The organism is Nisaea sp. (assembly GCF_965216895.1).
In the GTDB taxonomy this organism is placed as follows: Bacteria; Pseudomonadota; Alphaproteobacteria; order Thalassobaculales; family Thalassobaculaceae; genus Nisaea.
On record NZ_OZ244205.1, the window covers coordinates 2459339 to 2477350 of the forward strand.

The following is an 18012-nucleotide window of genomic DNA, read 5'->3' on the forward strand; positions in this document are numbered from 1 at the left end:
GGATCGCGCGCGATGTTGCAGGCGGCGCAGAGTTATCGGGTGACCGCTTTGGGTCGAAAGCTGTCACATTGAATTTAGAGACCAGACCGGCTCCAAGCGTCTTTGGACGCGATGTTTCAACAATACTTCGGTCAGCAACCGGCCCCCCTTCATATTTTGCGGTCAACCGTTTCCAATACGGCTCCAGAAATCAAATAGCTCCGTCGAGATATGTAGCTATCGTTCTTGAATCGTTGATTGCAGCGGCAGGATTTGCACCTGCGACCTTCAAGTTATGAGCTTGATATTTATTTGGTGGGAAACCTGGTGTTTTGAACTTAGTCGACTGAATTCATTGTCATCTTGAGATCCAAGGTCACGCGACCCGGATCACCGGGTCCGGATGACCCTGCCACTCGAAAATCCAGGTACCGCCCTGGCGGACTTTCTGGACAAGATATGGCCGGAAGATTGCGAGACAGAGGCCGCCCTTCCGCCGCGCTGACGGGTAAAGCACTCCGTTGCTCCCGATCGAGAGGAGCTGGCGCGAGAGTTCCTGGCCCGCGGCGTGTCCCTGTTCGATATCGGCATCGAGACACACTTCGTCAGGATGGTCTCTCAGGTCATGCATTTCCGCCATAAGACCCGACCAGATCTCCCGGTAGGAGGTCAGGTTTTCGAACACGCCGGTCGCCGCAAGCTCACGGCCGAGATGCCAGCCGACCTCGGCCTGTGAGGTCAGCACGGCATCCTCTGGACCCCCTTCGCTCCAGGCGGCATACCAGGCTCCCCGGTCCCCGTCGTTGAACCGGTTCCCTTCCGGCCGCACATGGCAGAACGCGGCGTTGATATAGGTCCAGCCCGGCTGGGACTCCGGCCTGATGAGCTCACCCGGATCGATTCCGTCGGGCATGGCGATATCGGGGGAGAGCCGCGCCGAAGTCAGTGCCTCGATCTCTTCGAGAAACTCGAGCTCGACCCGGGTATCGACCAGCGGCGCCATCGCCGGCTGGTCGATATAGGCTGTCGGAATCAGGCGGACCTTATAGGAATCGTTGAAATCCGTGACCGGCACCGCATCGGCCCGAATCACAGACCTCCCCGAAGCGCGTCGATGTGGCGGCGCACTTTCATCAGCGCCGGGATGCCGCCGGCGCACATGAGTTCGACCGGGGTTCTTCCGCCGAAGCCGGGCCCTTCATTGGACGTCTTGGGCCAGCCTTCGGTCAGGGGGCCGTTGAAGAGGAGACGAAGCCCCTTGTAGATCCCGATCAGGTAACTCGCGCGAGTGACCTTGTCCCGATCGAAGCTTCCGCGATAAGTGCCGGCCTTCATCCGGCTCCAGGTCGCAGGAGGGACATCGAGAAGGGCGGATGCTTCCTGGTTGGTCAGTTTCCAGGCTTCGGCAATCCGCACGAGGGCCTTGACCAAGGTCGCGACCTGGTCGCGGTCGGAAACCGGCTCGAGTTGAATGCCGGGTGAGGAGCGGCCAAGCCAAGCCGCGGGTGTCACTTCATATGACATAATATAAATATATCATATGATACGAATTTTTCAAGTTTGCAAAGCTCTTGATAGCGTCTCGGTTTGAAACCGGTTCTGCCTAGCGCTTCTTGTACGGGCAACGTTTCTTGGGCCGAGCATCTTCCGCCACTTCATTCAGATCGACGACCTCACCGATCACCCTCAGCTTCGTCGTAGTATCCGCCACCATGGCCAGAGTCATTCGCTGCGACTTATGCAACCGCATGAAATTGTAATACATGAAGTGCAGCGCGACAGAGTGAGCGTGGTTCCGCGCGGTCGCTTCCGAGATGGCTTCGGTCACATGAGCAACCAATCGCGACCTTTCAGCCACTGGTTTTCGAACGAGCACACCAGCTTTTTTTTCCACTGGGCCGGCAGGCCAACAGTCGATCAAGTACGGGCGGTTAGGGCAACGTTGACAGCGCTTGTCCGCGCCGGCGTGCGTAGAGTTGCCCCCCACCTTGAAGAAACCCGCATAAGCACTGAAGACGCGGCTACTTGGCCGGTCGTGACAGTCGCATCAGCACGACAAGTTGGGGCTGGCCTTCAACGAAGACCCATGAATGCTGGGTGAAGATAGAGTGCAAATCCAAATCCTCAATAAAAATGAGACCAATTCCACAATCTACCCAAAACAAAAACTCGGGAACATATCAAATCGGTCTGCACTTTTTCTACCCAATAAACCTTTTTGCATGATAGGCGAAATTTATACATCATAATCACAAAGATTCATTGCGCTCTATATTTTACATCACTCCTATACGGTGCAATTGACGACATCCCTGAGCACGGGAAAACCAACCCCAATAGCCCCTTGACCCTCCACCCGCTGGAAGGAGCACATTGGGAAAATCCTAAATTTTGAAAATCTGTGGAAGCGAGCTGACCATGGCGAATTTGTCGTCAGAAACGCGGAATCCAGGGAAACCGACTCTCACTCGAGATCCAGTGTGCGGCATGACTGTCGAACATAGTAAGGACGAACTGACACTCGACTACGCGGGTCATGCATATCGGTTCTGCAACCCCAAGTGTCTGTCTAAATTTCAATCCGACCCGGAAGGTTATCTGAAAAGCGAGGATCCGGTCTGCGGGATGTCAGTAGACCGCTCTAGCGCTGTGCACATGCAGAAGCATGGAGGAGAAAAATTTTATTTCTGCTCGTCCCGCTGCGAAGAAAAGTTCCTGGCTGCTCCCGAATCCTACCTCGCAGGCCGCCCCATACCGGAGCCCATGCCGGAGGGAACGCTCTATACCTGCCCGATGGACCCGGAGATAGTTCAGGAGGGCCCGGGAGACTGTCCAATCTGCGGTATGGCGCTCGAGCCCATGATGCCCTCGGCCGATGCGGGCCCAAACCCTGAACTTGTCGATTTCAAGCGACGCTTTTGGATTGGAACGGCCCTGACATTGCCCATTCTGGTTTTGGCGATGGGGCCGCACCTGGGAATTCCCGTTCGTGAATGGCTCGGCGAGCGGATGGCGAGCTGGGCAGAACTCGTTCTAGCAACACCAGTGATACTCTGGTCCGGCTGGCCGTTTTTCGTGCGCGGCTGGAAGTCGTTCCTCACCCGGAACCTGAACATGTTCTCCCTGATCGCGCTAGGGGTTGGGGCTGCATACGGCTTCAGCTTGCTTGCGACAATCGTGCCTCAAGCCTTTCCCGATGGCTTCAGGAACAGCGACGGTTCGGTCGGTGTCTATTATGAGGCCGGCGCGGTCATCGTCGTCCTGGTCCTGCTCGGTCAGATCATGGAACTGTCCGCACGAGAAAAGACTTCAGGTGCAATCAAGGCGTTGCTGAGCCTTGCGGCCAAGACTGCAATCATTGTCCGGGAGAACGGTACCGAGGAAGAGATCGACCTCGACCGTGTGGTAGCCGGCGATCGGCTACGCGTCCGCCCGGGAGAAAAGGTCCCGGTCGATGGGGTCGTGTTAGAAGGCCGGACAGCGATCGATGAGTCGATGATCACTGGCGAACCGATCCCGGCAGAGAAATCTTCCGGCGACACGGTCACAGGTGCGACGATCAACCAAACAGGCTCGATCATCATGGAAGCACGTCGTGTCGGCAAGGACACCCTGCTCAGCCAGATCGTCGACATGGTAAGCCAAGCGCAGCGCAGCAGAGCACCAATTCAGAGGCTCGCCGACACTGTGGCCGGATGGTTTGTCCCGGCAGTGATTCTGGCTGCCGCCTCAGCTTTCGGAGCTTGGTCAATTTGGGGCCCGGCGCCAGCCATGGCCTATGCATTGGTTGTCGCGGTATCGGTCCTAATTATTGCATGCCCCTGTGCGCTTGGCCTTGCGACGCCAATGTCAATTATGACTGCAACAGGCCGAGGGGCGGAAGCCGGAGTCCTTATAAAAAACGCCGAATCTCTCGAACGATTTTCCGCTGTTTCCACGCTTATCGTGGACAAGACCGGCACGCTGACCGAGGGACGCCCAAAGCTGGTCGCGGTAGAGGCGACGGAGGGATATGATGAAAGCGAACTCCTGACCCTAGCCGCAAGCCTTGAGCGCGGTTCAGAACATCCTCTTGCCGAGGCAATTGTGAAGGGCGCGGCGGAGAGAGGGCTCGCACTACGCTCCGTCGACGAATTTGACGCAGTCACCGGTATGGGAGTCGTCGGCAAGTTTGGCGGAATCCAGATCGCTCTCGGCAATGAAAGGCTACTTGCAAAACAGAACATTGAGATCGGAGAGCTTAGCGAAACGATCGTCGCCCGCCAGGAACAGGGCGAGACAGTAATGTTTGTCGTCATCGACAAAAATGCGGCTGGACTAATTGCAGTAGCAGATCCTGTGAAGGAAACGACGCCTGCGGCGCTCAGGGCGCTAAGGGATGCGGGCCTTCGTATCGTAATGGCTACCGGCGACAATTCCAGAACCGCAAAAGCGGTCGCAGATAGTTTGGGAATATCGGAATACCGAGCCGATGTCCTGCCGGAAGACAAGGTCAAAATCGTCCAGGAATTCCAGAACCAGGGTCATAGCGTGGCTATGGCCGGCGACGGAGTGAACGATGCTCCAGCTCTGGCGCAAGCGGATGTCGGAATAGCAATGGGCACCGGAGCTGATGTCGCGATCGAGAGCGCCGGGTTTACCTTGGTCAAGGGCGATCTACAGGGCATCGTTCGCGCACGCCATCTATCAACGGCAACCATGCGGAATATCCGCCAGAATCTATTCTTTGCGTTCATTTACAACGCTGCCGGCGTACCGATCGCAGCGGGAGTGCTCTATCCGGTCTTCGGACTTTTGTTGTCTCCGATCCTCGCGGCGGCGGCCATGAGTCTCTCGTCTCTTTCCGTGGTCGGCAACGCACTGCGCCTTAGACGTGTCCGGTTGAACTAGGACCGGTTGGCCCTGATCCCGGCGGCGCAAATCAGACTCTTACTAACTACGAGGGTACGATGAGCAACCTTAAAAATATCGGTCAAGCTTCGAAGGCGTCGAACCTGCCAGTTAAGACAATCCGATATTATGAAGATATCGGATTGGTCATCGCTCCTCGCTCCGGGAACGGGTATCGACAGTATGGAGAAATCGAGATCCACAAACTGCGCTTTGTGCAGAGGGCTCGGAGTCTCGGATTCAGTGTCGAGGACTGCAGAGCCCTTCTGTCACTCTACGAGGACTCGAAGAGGAGCAGCGCCGACGTCAAGAAACTCGCGGAGAAAAATCTGAAAGAAATCGAGGCAAAGATTGTCGAATTGACAAACCTCCGGGAAGTTCTGGCACACCTTTTAGACAGTTGCGCCGGAGACAATCGCCCAGATTGTCCGATCATTGACGACCTATCGAGCGAGGATGGCTCCGGGAAACTCATGCATCACTAAGCTCATTTGTTAAAGGAGGGAAAACCATGCAAATCCGACATTGTGTCTGGAGCCTGACCGCCTTCACCGGGGCGGTGGCCCTTTCCAGAACTGCGGCGGCCGACTCCGGTGACAGTTTTTATGGCGACCATATGATGTACGGAGGCTGGTTCATGGGACCGTTCATGATGCTGGTCGCACTTGGATTGATCGTCGTCGCAATTGTTGTCGTCACCCGTTTGTTCGGAACAGCAGGCGGCGCTGGCTCTGCTTTGCGCATACTTGAAGAGCGCTTTGCTAGAGGAGAAATTGACAGGGAAGAATTCGAGGAGCGGAAGAAGGCTCTTTCGCGGTGAAGCCTCGACAGGTCGGATTCGGTATTGCGGCAATACTCGTGATTGTTGGCGTCGGTGTCGTTGCGTTTTATTGGCAGGAAACAACCAACAAATCAGCTCTTACATTGGATGCCAATAATGCGCAGCTCGTGGCCGCGGGGAGAGCTATTTACGCCGAGAACTGTGCTGTGTGCCACGGCGATAAGCTGGAAGGTCAACCAGACTGGAGACAAAGGAAAAAGGACGGACGGCTGCCAGCGCCGCCTCATGACCAGAGTGGACATACTTGGCATCACTCGGACCGCGTCATTTTTGAACTGACCAAATTCGGCCCGGGCGTTGTGGTGGGAAATGGATATGAGAGCGACATGCCCGGGTTTGACGAGCTACTCGATGACCGAAGCATCATAGCTGTGCTGTCATACATCAAGAGTACATGGCCGCATGAAATTCAACAACGGCAAGAGCAAGTCACTCGATCCGATAAAAGGGGATAACCATGCGCACCATTTTACCAGCTGCAATAGCATTCTTGATTTTTGCCACTTCATCTCAGGCGCAGGAAGTCAGGGAACCCGACCTGAAAGGCCCAGAGGTGTTCGGAAAAATTGCGTACGAGAAATTCTGCGCAGGATGCCACGGTTTGAACGGCGTAGGAACGGACAAAGGCCCGCCGTTCCTGCATCGAGTGTATGCGCCGGGCCACCATAGCGACGAATCCTTCTATCTCGCTGCCCTTCGCGGTGCACGAGCCCATCATTGGCGGTTCGGAGACATGAAACCTGTCGAGGGCGTGACCGAGAAGCAAATCGAGATGATCGTCAAGTACGTGCGCGCCCTTCAACGTGCCAATGGAATCCGCTGATTTGGCAAGGCTTTTCCGAAGGCTTCTCCATTCGCTTCCTTCTTGATCTGGATCAAGGTTCCCGGCGCCAGGATAGGCCAGATTACAAAAAAGCCGGATTTTAGAGAATGCTTGGCATTATGAGCAGACAGAGGGTTTTTTGGGCGCTGCCGCTTCTGGCCGCAATGGCCCTTCTGTCTCTTTCTGCCGGCAATGCTATCGCATCAGATCCATGGGAAATTCAGGCACATCATGCCGAGGTGGCTCTTTCAGAGCTCGACGGGGCATCCGATGATGCGGGCGGCAACTTACCTTCCCATGCGTTGACAGAGTGCCATCTCTCATTTGTTTGCCTGACGTTTGTCTTAGACAGCGGTGTCTTGCTGCCATCGCAGAGAATTCCGGGTCATTTCCCTTTTCAGCCAGATCTTCTCGGGAATGGAGTGGCAGTGCCCGGCCTGCTCAGACCGCCATCGTTCAATCAACTGGCTTAGCGGCTTGTCCGAGGGCTTGCCCTGTGTGAAAGCCGCCTTAAGGAACTAAACCGAGCCCAATACCCGGCCGGTTTGGCCACTGGATAACTATCCGAAAAAATATCCAAGGACCTGATCTCTCTGGAGGATGCCTCCGAGGGTCAAGGCCGGAATCCATGGAGAAAATAATGTCGTCGAGATTGTCTCAACGATCCAGACACGGTCTGGAGAGAACCCATTCCATTACCTGCAGTTGGGAAGTTCACGGGAAAACCCGGTTCGGATTGCTGCTCGCAGCTGCAATTGCCGGTGCCATACTGGGCTTCGCCTCCAGTATCACCCGTGCCCAGACCGTCTATATCCCGGAAGGGGGCGCGAACTCGGTTCTTGTCGTCGATGGGGCAAGTGGATCCACGATCGCACGAATTGAGGGATTGGAGGCGGTCCATGGGCTGTCGGGCGCAACGGTTTCCGGAGTCTTGGTCGCAGGAAGCTTCGTGGAAACGGACAAATCCGTGGAGGCTCCGGCTTCCGTGAGCGCCGACGAACATGCTGCCCACCATGGGGCCACCGAAAAACCGGTCGGGCCTGCTGGAGCGGGAGGCAGCATCCTTTCCATCGTAGACCGGGTATCTGAGCGGATTATTCGTCGCATTGAGGTTCCCGGCGCCGTGCATCACACCGCGATGTCACCAGACGGTCGCTATGCAGTCGCAACTCATCCCGGGGCAGACGGTATCTCGATAATCGATTTGATCAGCTACAAGGTCGTGGGCTGGGTTTCAACCGGCCCGATGCCGAACTACGCAATCATCGACGAGACTTCCAAAACAGCCTTTGTGTCGAACAGCGGGAATGGAACTGTAAGTGAAGTCGATCTCGAACGTGCATTCGTTCGGCGCAACATGCTCGCGGGAGACGCACCGGAACATATGGCGCGTCGATCCGGCACCGGAACCCTCTACGTCGCGGATTCCGGCACAGGTCGGGTATTCGAGCTGGATGTCAAAACCGGAGCAATTCTCCGGAGCTTTGCGATCGATAGCGAAATTCACGGTCTGGACCTGTCCGACGATGGGAAAAGCCTGCTTGTCGCAGTTACCGGAAGCGACGCTGTTGCAGTCATAAACCTGAACTCTGGCTCGGTCGCCAAATATCCCCTGGGGCCCGAGCCTTATCACGTGACTAAAATTACAGGGTCCGGTCAGGTTCTGGTGTCCTCCAGAGCAAACCCGGAAGTGTGGGTGATTGACATCTCGAGCGGCAAAGCAGTCAAGAAACTCCAACTCGCCGGCATCGGGCATCAAATGGTTGTGGTCAGGTGATTGGCGTTTTCGTCACCGGACCCACCCGAATTCCAGAAACTCAAAGCTTAAAGCCGTCAGCTTCTCCGCTGTCGGTTGGAGAATGCAAATGAACTCCTTGCTAAATCGCAGGTCGATTGTTTTCACGGGATTTGTTCTCGTCGTCGGATACTTCCTCTGGACAGAGCATTCGGCCCATATTCAATTGGCCTTTCCCTATCTGCCCTATCTTCTGCTCCTGTTATGCCCGTTGCTTCATATCTTCATGCATGGAGGACACGGACACGGGCATGGACACCGGCACGGTGAAGAGGACGCGCACAATGCTCCCCGCGAAACCGCTCGCGACGTGAGGCCGGAGAATACGAACGAATCGTCAGGTCTGCGCGGAGACCAAACCGGGAGGCATAGCAATGGGTGAGTCACAGCCAGACTACGGATTGTGGTCTCTGGTGATCATCAATTCGGCCGTATTCATCATATTCGCCTTTAGCTTCTTCAAGCCGCAGACGAAGCGTGACTGGAGGTCCTTCGGTGCCTTCAGTGCTTTCCTGATCGCTCTTTTCACGGAGATGTATGGGTTTCCGCTAACCATCTATCTACTGTCGGGATGGCTGCAAAGCGCCTTTCCGGAGATCAACTGGTTCGCTCACGATTCTGGGCATCTGCCGGAAATGATGTTCGGCTGGGAAGCCAATCCTCATTTCGGACCATTTCATCTTCTGAGTTTCATCCTAATCGGCATCGGGTTTCTCCTCCTGTCAGCGGCCTGGCCCGTACTCCATCAGGCACAAAAGGAAGGCAGACTCGCCGTCACTGGACTTTATGCCCGAGTGCGACACCCTCAGTATGTCGGGTTCGTTGCGATCCTGACGGGGTTTCTCGTCCAGTGGCCGACCATCCTCACGATAGCGATGTATCCCGTTCTGCTGTTCATGTACTGGCGTCTGTCATTGTCGGAAGAAAAAGCCGCCGAAGCAGCGTTTGGAGATGAGTACCGTCGCTATGCTGACCGAACGCCGCGTTTCATCCCGAGCTTCGGCGAGCCGGTTCCGTCGGGCGGAGGGCCACGACATTGAGAATGGGTTACCACTTCAGCTTCTCGGCCAAGCAATTGATTGTGGTATTTGCGCTGATCTCCGCGGCCGGGATTCTCTATGCATTTGCCTCGGCGGTGCCTTGGTGGTCATCCGATCAGGTCGTGTCTTATATCAGGAATGCAGGCCCGTGGGGCCCGGTGGCCCTCGTTGTGATCATGGTGGCTGCTATCGTGCTTAGCCCGATCCCGAGTGCCCCGATCACGTTGGCTGCAGGAGCGGTTTACGGACATTTTTGGGGTACTGTTTATGCGCTGGCAGGTGCGGAAATCGGGGCTCTGATCGCGTTCGAACTTGCTCGGCGTTTCGGACGTGAACGAATCAGTCGCTGGTTCGGGAAAGGAGTCCTTCCAAGCATGGTCGACTCCCAGATAGGCCTTACCACTGTAGTATTTGTCGCCCGTCTTCTGCCGGCAGTGTCCTTCGACGTGATCAGCTATGCTGCCGGTCTCACCCACTTGCGCCGGTTGTGGTTTGCGATTGCTACCGCCGCCGGGATGATACCTGCAACCTTTCTACTGTCTCATGCCGGCGCCGGCCTTATCGCGATTGAGAGTGATGGCAAGGGTATCCTCTTCAGTCTCGCGGGCCTCGCACTCCTATCCATTATCGGGCTTGTCTTCGGTGTTTCCCGATCCAAGGCCGGAGATCCAAAGACTCACTCATGCGCCCTTACGGAGAAACCGATCGAATGAACAGCACCGAGCACAGTAATCACAGCACAACCTATAAAGCCGGCTCGATCTCCCTGGGTGGGGCGGTTGCCATGGGAACCGGGGTGATGATTGGCGCCGGGATCTTCGCTCTGACCGGGCAGATCGCCCAGCTTGCGGGGCCGCTGTTTCCGCTGGCGTTCATCGTGGGGGCCATATTCACCGGGTTCAGCGCCTACAGCTACATCAGCATGTCGAACGCCTGGCCATCGGCTGGCGGCATCGGGATGATCCTGCAGAAGTGCTACGGTCCAGGGGCGGTCGCGGCAGGTGCGGCGCTTCTGATGGCGCTGAGCATGGTCATTGCCGAGAGCCTCGTTGCACGCACTTTCGCGACCTACGTGCTGCGGCCATTCGATATTTCGGGCGGTCCATTGGTGCCGGTTCTGGCCGTTGGCGTCATTCTTTTCGCGTTTATCGTGAACATCGCCGGCAACCGGTCAGTCGGGCTGTTCTCGATCCTGATGGCTGCAGTCAAGATCGGCGGCATCGCCCTGTTCGGGATAGCCGCACTCTGGTCGAGCGGCTTCAGCTTCGAGGCCTCGGCTTCCGGATCCGAGGCCTCGTTCGGTCCGGTCGGTTTCGTTGCGTCTGTCGCCCTGGCGATCCTTGCCTTCAAGGGCTTCACGACAATCACCAACAGCGGTGCGGAGGTCACCGACCCGCATCGCAATGTCGGCCGGGCGATCATGATCTCGATCGGAGTCTGCGTGCTGACCTATCTTCTGGTCGCCTTCGGGGTCGGTTCCAGTCTGACTTTGGGTGAGATTATTGCCGCACGGGACTATTCGCTTGCCGAAGCAGCGGAGCCGGCTCTCGGTGAGATCGGCTTTTACCTGACAGTCCTACTCGCGGCCGTGGCCACGGCTTCTGGTGTCCTCGCGAGTGTCTTCGCTGTATCCCGAATGCTGGCGATGCTCACGGATATGAAGATGATCCCGCACAGTCACTTCGGCATGTCGGGCACGATCCAGCGGCACACACTTGTCTACACCGTGGTGATCGCGTCGATCCTCGCGATCTTCTTTGATCTCAGCCGGATCGCGTCACTCGGAGCCTTCTTCTACCTCGTGATGGATATGGTCGTACATTGGGGCGTGTTTCGCTTCCGGCGCCACGAGATTGGGGCATCGGCGACCGTGTTGCTGCTTGCGCTCGGATTTGATGGCACCGTGCTTGCCGCATTCACCCTGATGAAGCTGGAAACCGATCCGCTGATCGTGTTCTACGCGGTCGTGGCGATTGTCTCTGTCTTCGTGTTCGAGCGGTTCTATCTCGCTCGCTGGCTGGCCCCGCAAACCGAACACAGTCACTGAGGCCGAGGCTTCGTAACGGGGCGAACCGCCTGGCCGTTCGCCCCGTCTCCACTTGCAGCGCTACGGATGGGCGTGGGCGACGACCGGAATGGTGAAGCCGCGGAAGTGAAGGGTCAGATGAACTGTGTCGCCATGACCGATCGGTTCCCGGACATCGAGCAGCACCGCTTCGACATGCGAGGTTCCGAGATCCAGGCGTTCACGGTCCAGAATCGCCAGTTCCGGGACGGGTCTCATTCCGGCGACCGGAAAGCGCAGCCGCAAAGCGCCGGACGATGCGGTATCGGAACTCACGCCGGTGAGCATTAGCGGCTGGCCGCTCTCATTTTCGATGGCGAACTTTACCCGCGCAGAAGCCCCTTGTTTGGCGGGCTCTACGGAAAGCTGCTCTATGGAGATGGCATCGAAGACATCTTTGGACATGTCCGCATTCGCTTGCCCGAAGCCCCCGGAAGACGCCAGGGCGGCAAGAATGGCGAGCCGGGCGCGGAACGCCGGGATTCCCTTGATGACATTTCGTCTCATGCAGTCCTCCGCTCCATGCTGCCAAGACCGACAAGCTCTTCGTAACCGGTCTGACGGCGGGCCCCATGAATGAAGTCCTGAAGTGCGGTGTAGCGAATCTTCACGTCTTCGCGGACCTGGTAGTACTGAAAAAGCTCTCTCAGAGGCGCTGAGATGTCCTTGTAGGCGGCAAGCGCGGCGACAAGTGCGCCGATCGTCAAACGGCCTTCGAGAACCAGGTACCCTCCGATGGAGTAGAAGAAGAACGGCGTCAGCGAGGTCAGGAAGTTGTTCAGCGCTTTCTGGAAGAATTTCCAGCGGTAGATCCTTTCACGAACCTCCTCGAGAAACCGGATCCGCTTGCGTATGGGAGATCCGAGACCGGAACTATGCGGGGCGCCATTGTCCTGCAATACAGCGCCAAGCTCGCGACCGAAGGCCCGAGTTCCGGAAACTCTCGTTCGCGTCAGCGCGTTCACCCGCTGCTGGATTTTCGGGATCAGCGCGAGCTGAACCGGGAGCAGCGTCAAGGCGGCTGCGCCAAGTATGGGATCCTGGAGGAACATGAAAAACAGGATCGTGGCCAGGGTTCCACCCTGGAAAACGGGAACAGCGAATGCATCGGCTGCAAACCCGCCTATCGGCTCGATTTCCTGGGTGATCAGCGGGATCACTTCGGTATCTCGCTCACCGTGAGACCTACGCTGCCAATGCCGGAATATGGTCAGGCGAAGGCGACGGAGAAGTCGCTCACCGACCCGTCCTTTTCGAACATTGAGCCAGTACTTGGCGAGGCCGTTTGCAGCTATTGCCAAGAGATAAAGGCCGCTGAGCACGAACAACAAGGTTGTTTCCGTAAACCCTAACCGGTCGATCAAAGATTCCGGCCTCGCTTCCGATAAAGCATTGTTGATGATCAGTTTCGGCAGTTCGAGCGTGGCATAAAGGATGGGAAGCGACAGAAGGCCGGCTACGATCAGGATTGCCTGTTGCCGCGCCGAATAGCTAAGCACGAACCCGTATATCCCCGCTTCGCCCTGCTTATGGGTTCGCTTGGACGGGAGTAGTCTTGTCCTTGCGCGCGCATTATTCCAGAGCGCCTTGGCCAGGAAATACAACCCCACGGCAGCCAGGGCAAGCGGCGCCCAGACCAAGACGACATGCATCACCGGATGCAGCCACATAGGGACTGAAGGTCCGAGTTGGTGCCCGAGCAAGTGTATGACTTCGTCCAGGAACGGATGCCGGGAGTCGATCATTTTCAGGGTTCTCGCAGTCTCTCGGGTTTCTTGGTTTCGACTGCTCCGGCGACGCGGATCGCCGGAGCAGCCGATGAGGTGTTCAGGTCAGAACATGACCTTGAAGCCGACGACGAAGGAGACCACGTCGTCGTCCTCGCCCTCGGCGCGGACCAGCCTTCCGCTCTCGCCGAGGGTCCGTTCCCAGTGCACGCCGATATAGGGCGCTACGGCCCGGTCGAGCAGGTCGTAGCTCAGTCGTCCACCGATCTCGAGCTTGGGACCGAAGGCAGCTCGTCCCGTCACCTCGTCGTCGGCCAGCGGCAGGTCGAGCTCTATGCTGGGGGTGAAGATGATCTGGTTGGTGATCAGCCCCTCGTATTCGACCTCGAAGCGGGCCGACGGATACTCCGAGAGATAGAGATCCGCATCGACCTCGAACCATTGCGGCGCCAGCCCCTTCAGGCCGAGTACGCCGTAGGTGCGGCGCGGCCCTTCGTCCGGGCTGTCGTAGCGTACGCCCGCGACGGCATCGAAGAAGGTGCTTACCGGAACCTGCAAGCGAAGCTGGTTCTCCAGGGTCTCGAATGCATCCGCATCGGTCGCGTACTCGGCCTCGCTGCGGAAAACGATCTTCGCCTCGTCGGTCCCGGCGAAGGCATCGAGGTCCCAGGCATAGGCAGGTGAGCCTTCACCGCTCCGCCATTCCAGTTGTTCGGCCTGCAGGCCCCAGAACCATTGTTCGGCCGAGGCCGGGTTGGTGGTGAGAGCGCCCGCAATGAGGGCAAGAACGGCAAGTCTGGACTTCATCGATCAGCCCTCCTTTTTCTTGGAGGGCAGGGCGGCGGCCTTGCCCTTCGGCCCGCCCTCGACCACGACCTTGCGGAACATGCCGCTGTCGGCGTGGTAGGAGAGGTGGCAGTGGAAGGCCCACTGACCCGGCGCATCGACTTCCGTCTCCATGTAGACGGTCGTGCCCGGTGCCACGCTGACCACATGCTTGACCGGGTTCCACTTGCCCTTGCCGGTATCGAGGATCGACCACATGCCGTGCAGGTGCATCGGGTGGGTCATCATCGTCTCGTTGACGAACTTGAAGCGGACCCGCTCGCCATATTGCAGGCGGATCGGCTCGGCGTCGGCGTACTTGATGCCGTTGATCGACCAGATATAGCGCTCCATGTTGCCGGTCAGCCGGAGCTCGATTTCCCGCGTGGCCTCGCGGTGTTCGTAGAGCGGTTTCTGGGCACGAAGATCGTCGTAAGAGAGAAACTTCCCGCCATTGGCCGCCGACGGCGTCAGGCCGCTGCCCGGAGCGTAGAAGGAATCCACCTCAGCCGTCATACCCTGCGCACCATGGTTCATCGAGCCGTGATCCATGGTGCCGGGGCTCATACCCTTCATCTCGGTTCCGTCGGGCATCTTGTGTGTCCCGGACATCTGCCCCCCACCCTGGGCCGTCTGGCCGTGGTTCATGGCACTATGGTTCATACCGGCCATCTTTGATCCGTCCGGCATCTTGTGCGTACCGGGCATTGACCCGCTGCCATGATTCTTCTGGCCCTCTTCCATGACTCCTTTGTTCATGTCCGGCATAGTACTGCCGTCGGGCATGGTGTGGTTCATACCTCCCATCGACATGCTGCCGTGATCCATTCCCTCATGCGCCATTCCCATGTCCGCCATCGTGAGCAAGCTGGACTTGCGCATTTCCGGAACCTCGGCAGCCATCCCGTCTGCTGTCGCAAGGGTTGCCCGGACGGAAGCCGTCCGCCCCATCGACTCGGCGAAGATCGCGTAGGCCCGGTCGTCTTTCGGCTGAACAAGAACGTCGTAGGTCTCGGCCACGGCAATGCGGAACTCGTCGACTGGGACCGGCAGGACATTGTTTCCGTCCGCCTGGACAACCGTCATCTTCAGACCCGGAATCCGGATATCGAAATAGGCCATCGCCGAGGAGTTGATGAAGCGCAGACGAACCCGCTCGCCCGGCGTGAACAGGCCGGTCCAGTTCTGCTCCGTGCTCCTGCCGTTGATCAGCGGGGTGAAGCCCTGAACGTCTTCGATATCGGTCGGCATCATGCGCATGTCGCCCCAGGCGGCCCGGTCCGAGAGCGCCGCGTCGAAGCCTTGCTCGCGGGAGTCCTTCAGGAAGTCGAACAGGGTGCGTTGCTGGCGGTTGTAGTAGTCCGGCATCATCTTGAGGTTGCGCATGATCCGGTTGCCCCTGTGCGGATGCGCATCCGTCAGTTGCACAACATACTCCCTGTCGTACTGGAACGGTTCTCGCTTCTTTGGCTCGATCACGATCGAACCATAGGCGCCGTCCGGTTCCTGGAAACCGCTGTGGCTGTGGAACCAATATGTTCCATTCTGCACGATCGGGAAGCGATAGGTGAATGTCTCGCCTGGAGCGATTCCAGGGTAGCTGATCCCGGGGACGCCATCCTGATCGAAAGGCAGGATCAAGCCATGCCAGTGGACAGACGTCGGCTCGTCGAGATTGTTCGTCACATTGATGGTGACATCCTCGCCCTCCTTGAAGCGCAGAACCGGGCCGGGGGTGGCGCCATTGTAGCCGATCCCGCCGCGCTTGAAGGCCCCGGTGTCGACAGTGACCTTATCAACGGTGAGATTGTATTCACCGGCCATGGCGGCGCCCGAAAGGGCAGCCGCCAGACCGGCGCCGAGCACTGAGGCCCGGCGCAACAGTCCGAAGGACATTGCTGTACTCCTTGTAATATCGGGATCCCGGAGCTCAGTGGCTCAGCTTGACCTTGCCGTGCATGCCGGTCTCGTAGTGGCCGGGCACGTTGCAGGCGAACTCGAGGTCGGCATCGTCCGGAAAGGTCCAGACGATCTCGCCGCTCTTGCCCGGCTCCAGCAGGACACTGTTACCTTCCTTGTGCATGCCGTGGCCCATGGAGGCCTGCATCGCCTTCGCCGCCTCCTGGTTGATGCGGTCCGGCTCGAGCACGCCGTGTTCGACCATCATCATCATCTCGGGACGGTGCGCCTCGTGCATCGCGGCGGTAGCGATGTTGAACTCATGAACGAACTCGCCGGCATTCTTGACCACGAAACGGACCGTCTCGCCCTCCTTGAGGTCGAGAGACTTCGGCTCGTAGTAGTTGTCGTACATGACGACCTCGATCGTCCGGGACACCTTGGCCGGATCGCCCGGTTTGCCGATATTGGGCGCATGACCGCCACCGTGCGTCCCGCCGGCAAAAACCGGAGCGGACGCGAGCAGGGCGAGGGAGAGGGTGGCGCCGAAGACGGCGCTAAGTACGTTGGAACGGGACATATTTCTATCCTTCACAAGATGACGAAACTTCTATGTGCGGCCCGTCGACGGGCGCGCGGATGTCGGCTGAAGTCGCGTCAGGCTCGTGGAGGAGGCAAATCAGCTTCTATACAGAGGCCGGTAACAGTCTGGTGCACAAACTCAAACGGTGGAGCCGATTGAGCAAGGATCAATTCGAAGTCCACTCCTCGTGACAGGAAAAACCCCGAAAAACAGTGCCCAATCACGACCGTTGCGCAATCGAGCATGCCATCGTTATCGCGCTTGCCACCTGAATATTCATTGTGATCAGGCTGATACACGCCTTCAGGGGAGTGGGGGTGAAACGCATCCGCATGGCCAAACGACGGGGTCGTCGCAGCCAGGAGCAGGAAGAATACCAAGAGTGCGTTTCTCATCATCGGACGAGAGATAATGTCTCCACTGGGGGGAAGGTCAATGGTGTTTCCATAAAAATTTCAGATCTCTTTTACCGGTCCTGCTCGCATCTAATGATACGCGACTCCCCTTTCACCGGCCTACGGATTGCTTCAAACCATTAACGCGACTAAACTATAGGGTGTGCGGTTCTTGCGAGGATCGCGCCATTCCTTCGACATACGGGCTATCGGCGGTGCACCGGCTGTAATGCAACGCCCCGAAAGGCGTCTACAGATCGCCTCCCCCAAGAAGGAACTCAAACATGACCAAGGCGCTCTCATCTTCTAACGGCATCTCGCGCAAGAAATCCGATCAATCGGATTCCTGTTGTAGCGATCTCTCTGACGTTCGGACCGGTCCAGTAGTCGAAAAAACGGTCGGCACTGCCACCAAGCCCACAACGGGATTGGTCCGCAGCTGCTGCGGATGCGGAGATCACAGAGGCGCAGCGAACGAAGCCGTGTCTACGCGCCACTTTCGGTCGCGAAAACCGAATTACAAGACAGCAGAAAAAGGAATCCTTCCCATGAAGCCGATCACGACCCTCGCCATAGCTTTGGTGCTCTCTCTGGCAATTCCAGGAATTGCATTGGCGGACAGCAATCACGGTCACGGCGCTCCCACGGCGACCGACGGCAGTCCAACCCAGAATCCGGATCAAGCAAACATGATGCAGGAAATGATGCGCATGATGATGCCTATGATGATGCAGATGCACGGGCAGATGATGGGCGGAGCCACGCAAGGCTCCGATCAAGGCAACCGCATGGCGATGATGGATAGCTCCATGATGCGCATGATGATGGGAGGCGACATGATGAGCGCGGCCTCGCCCGAGGGGATGCAATCCACCATGCTATCGCGCCTCGCCGAGTTCGACGCCGATGGAGACGGCTCCCTATCACTTTCGGAGTTTGAAGCCCTGCATGCTGCGATGACACGCGAAACCACCGTCGACCGGTTCCAGCACCTGGACGCGGACGGCGATGGCCAGATTACCAAGAGTGAGATGGCCGCACCGGTCAAACGCATGAAGATGCAAGAAATGATGACAACACCTCCGGCAATGAGAAGCGACCAGAAACCTCTCAAAAACTGACCCCATGCCGAAGTCGGCCCGAGGCGTCA

20 protein-coding genes are annotated in these 18012 nt (G+C 57.7%); 12 read left to right on the plus strand and 8 right to left on the minus strand.

What is annotated here, in order from left to right; genetic code table 11:
- Positions 1–355: 355 nt before the first annotated feature.
- The 3 genes from ACOOE1_RS11835 to ACOOE1_RS11845 all read right to left on the minus strand — a co-directional run bounded on the left by ACOOE1_RS11835 (position 356) and on the right by ACOOE1_RS11845 (position 1807).
- Positions 356–1072 (minus strand): RES family NAD+ phosphorylase, encoded by a 717-nt coding sequence (locus ACOOE1_RS11835; protein WP_420402401.1) that lies wholly within the window; start codon positions 1070–1072, stop codon positions 356–358.
- Entirely contained in the window at positions 1069–1503 is a 435-nt protein-coding gene (locus ACOOE1_RS11840; RefSeq protein ID WP_420402402.1) for an antitoxin Xre-like helix-turn-helix domain-containing protein, read from the minus strand. Before ACOOE1_RS11840 ends, ACOOE1_RS11835 begins: the two co-directional genes overlap by 4 nt.
- Positions 1504–1582: 79 nt before the next feature.
- Positions 1583–1807 carry a hypothetical protein gene (locus ACOOE1_RS11845; RefSeq protein ID WP_420402403.1) on the minus strand — a complete coding sequence of 75 codons (225 nt, stop codon included), beginning with the start codon at positions 1805–1807 and terminating at the stop codon, positions 1583–1585.
- Between the two features lie 590 nt (positions 1808–2397).
- Between ACOOE1_RS11845 and ACOOE1_RS11850 the strand changes: the two genes are divergently transcribed.
- The 11 genes from ACOOE1_RS11850 to ACOOE1_RS11900 all read left to right on the plus strand — a co-directional run bounded on the left by ACOOE1_RS11850 (position 2398) and on the right by ACOOE1_RS11900 (position 11415).
- Positions 2398–4869, plus strand: a complete 2472-nt coding sequence (locus ACOOE1_RS11850) for a heavy metal translocating P-type ATPase (protein WP_420402404.1) — start codon at positions 2398–2400, stop codon at positions 4867–4869.
- A gap of 59 nt (positions 4870–4928) precedes the next feature.
- Positions 4929–5354, plus strand: coding sequence for a Cu(I)-responsive transcriptional regulator (gene cueR, locus ACOOE1_RS11855; RefSeq protein WP_420402405.1), 426 nt, complete (start codon positions 4929–4931; stop codon positions 5352–5354).
- A gap of 26 nt (positions 5355–5380) precedes the next feature.
- Entirely contained in the window at positions 5381–5689 is a 309-nt protein-coding gene (locus ACOOE1_RS11860) for an SHOCT domain-containing protein (protein WP_420402406.1), read from the plus strand.
- A gap of 38 nt (positions 5690–5727) precedes the next feature.
- Positions 5728–6165, plus strand: a complete 438-nt coding sequence (locus ACOOE1_RS11865; RefSeq protein ID WP_420402407.1) for a c-type cytochrome — start codon at positions 5728–5730, stop codon at positions 6163–6165.
- Between the two features lie 2 nt (positions 6166–6167).
- Positions 6168–6533 carry a c-type cytochrome gene (locus ACOOE1_RS11870; protein WP_420402408.1) on the plus strand — a complete coding sequence of 122 codons (366 nt, stop codon included), beginning with the start codon at positions 6168–6170 and terminating at the stop codon, positions 6531–6533.
- 107 nt (positions 6534–6640) lie between these two features.
- Positions 6641–7006, plus strand: a complete 366-nt coding sequence (locus tag ACOOE1_RS11875) for a hypothetical protein (protein ID WP_420402409.1) — start codon at positions 6641–6643, stop codon at positions 7004–7006.
- 263 nt (positions 7007–7269) lie between these two features.
- Positions 7270–8310 carry a YncE family protein gene (locus ACOOE1_RS11880; RefSeq protein WP_420402410.1) on the plus strand — a complete coding sequence of 347 codons (1041 nt, stop codon included), beginning with the start codon at positions 7270–7272 and terminating at the stop codon, positions 8308–8310.
- 88 nt (positions 8311–8398) lie between these two features.
- On the plus strand, positions 8399–8710 hold the full coding sequence (locus tag ACOOE1_RS11885; protein WP_420402411.1) for a DUF2933 domain-containing protein: 312 nt from the start codon (positions 8399–8401) through the stop codon (positions 8708–8710).
- Complete coding sequence (locus ACOOE1_RS11890) at positions 8703–9368, plus strand: methyltransferase family protein (RefSeq protein WP_420402412.1); 666 nt, start codon at positions 8703–8705, stop codon at positions 9366–9368. Before ACOOE1_RS11885 ends, ACOOE1_RS11890 begins: the two co-directional genes overlap by 8 nt.
- A gap of 2 nt (positions 9369–9370) precedes the next feature.
- The gene (locus tag ACOOE1_RS11895) at positions 9371–10081 is read left to right on the plus strand and encodes a TVP38/TMEM64 family protein (protein ID WP_420402413.1); all 711 of its coding nucleotides are present in this window, start codon (positions 9371–9373) and stop codon (positions 10079–10081) included.
- Positions 10078–11415: an APC family permease gene (locus ACOOE1_RS11900; protein WP_420402414.1), complete on the plus strand. Its 1338-nt coding sequence runs from the start codon at positions 10078–10080 to the stop codon at positions 11413–11415. The genes ACOOE1_RS11895 and ACOOE1_RS11900 overlap by 4 nt, the downstream gene beginning before the upstream one ends.
- 60 nt (positions 11416–11475) lie before the next feature.
- Here ACOOE1_RS11900 and ACOOE1_RS11905 read toward each other — a convergent pair whose 3' ends face one another.
- The 5 genes from ACOOE1_RS11905 to ACOOE1_RS11925 form a co-directional block, all read right to left on the minus strand.
- The gene (locus tag ACOOE1_RS11905; RefSeq protein ID WP_420402415.1) at positions 11476–11940 is read right to left on the minus strand and encodes a copper chaperone PCu(A)C; all 465 of its coding nucleotides are present in this window, start codon (positions 11938–11940) and stop codon (positions 11476–11478) included.
- Positions 11937–13178 carry an ABC transporter ATP-binding protein gene (locus ACOOE1_RS11910; RefSeq protein ID WP_420402416.1) on the minus strand — a complete coding sequence of 414 codons (1242 nt, stop codon included), beginning with the start codon at positions 13176–13178 and terminating at the stop codon, positions 11937–11939. The genes ACOOE1_RS11905 and ACOOE1_RS11910 overlap by 4 nt, the downstream gene beginning before the upstream one ends.
- A gap of 87 nt (positions 13179–13265) precedes the next feature.
- A complete protein-coding gene (locus ACOOE1_RS11915; protein ID WP_420402417.1) occupies positions 13266–13967 on the minus strand; it encodes a copper resistance protein B in 702 nt (233 codons plus the stop codon).
- 3 nt (positions 13968–13970) lie between these two features.
- Positions 13971–15881, minus strand: a complete 1911-nt coding sequence (locus ACOOE1_RS11920) for a copper resistance system multicopper oxidase (protein WP_420402418.1) — start codon at positions 15879–15881, stop codon at positions 13971–13973.
- 34 nt (positions 15882–15915) lie between these two features.
- Positions 15916–16464 carry a cupredoxin domain-containing protein gene (locus ACOOE1_RS11925; RefSeq protein WP_420402419.1) on the minus strand — a complete coding sequence of 183 codons (549 nt, stop codon included), beginning with the start codon at positions 16462–16464 and terminating at the stop codon, positions 15916–15918.
- Between the two features lie 682 nt (positions 16465–17146).
- Here ACOOE1_RS11925 and ACOOE1_RS11930 point away from each other — a divergent pair.
- Positions 17147–17983 (plus strand): EF-hand domain-containing protein, encoded by an 837-nt coding sequence (locus ACOOE1_RS11930; protein ID WP_420402420.1) that lies wholly within the window; start codon positions 17147–17149, stop codon positions 17981–17983.
- Positions 17984–18012 lie beyond the last annotated feature (29 nt).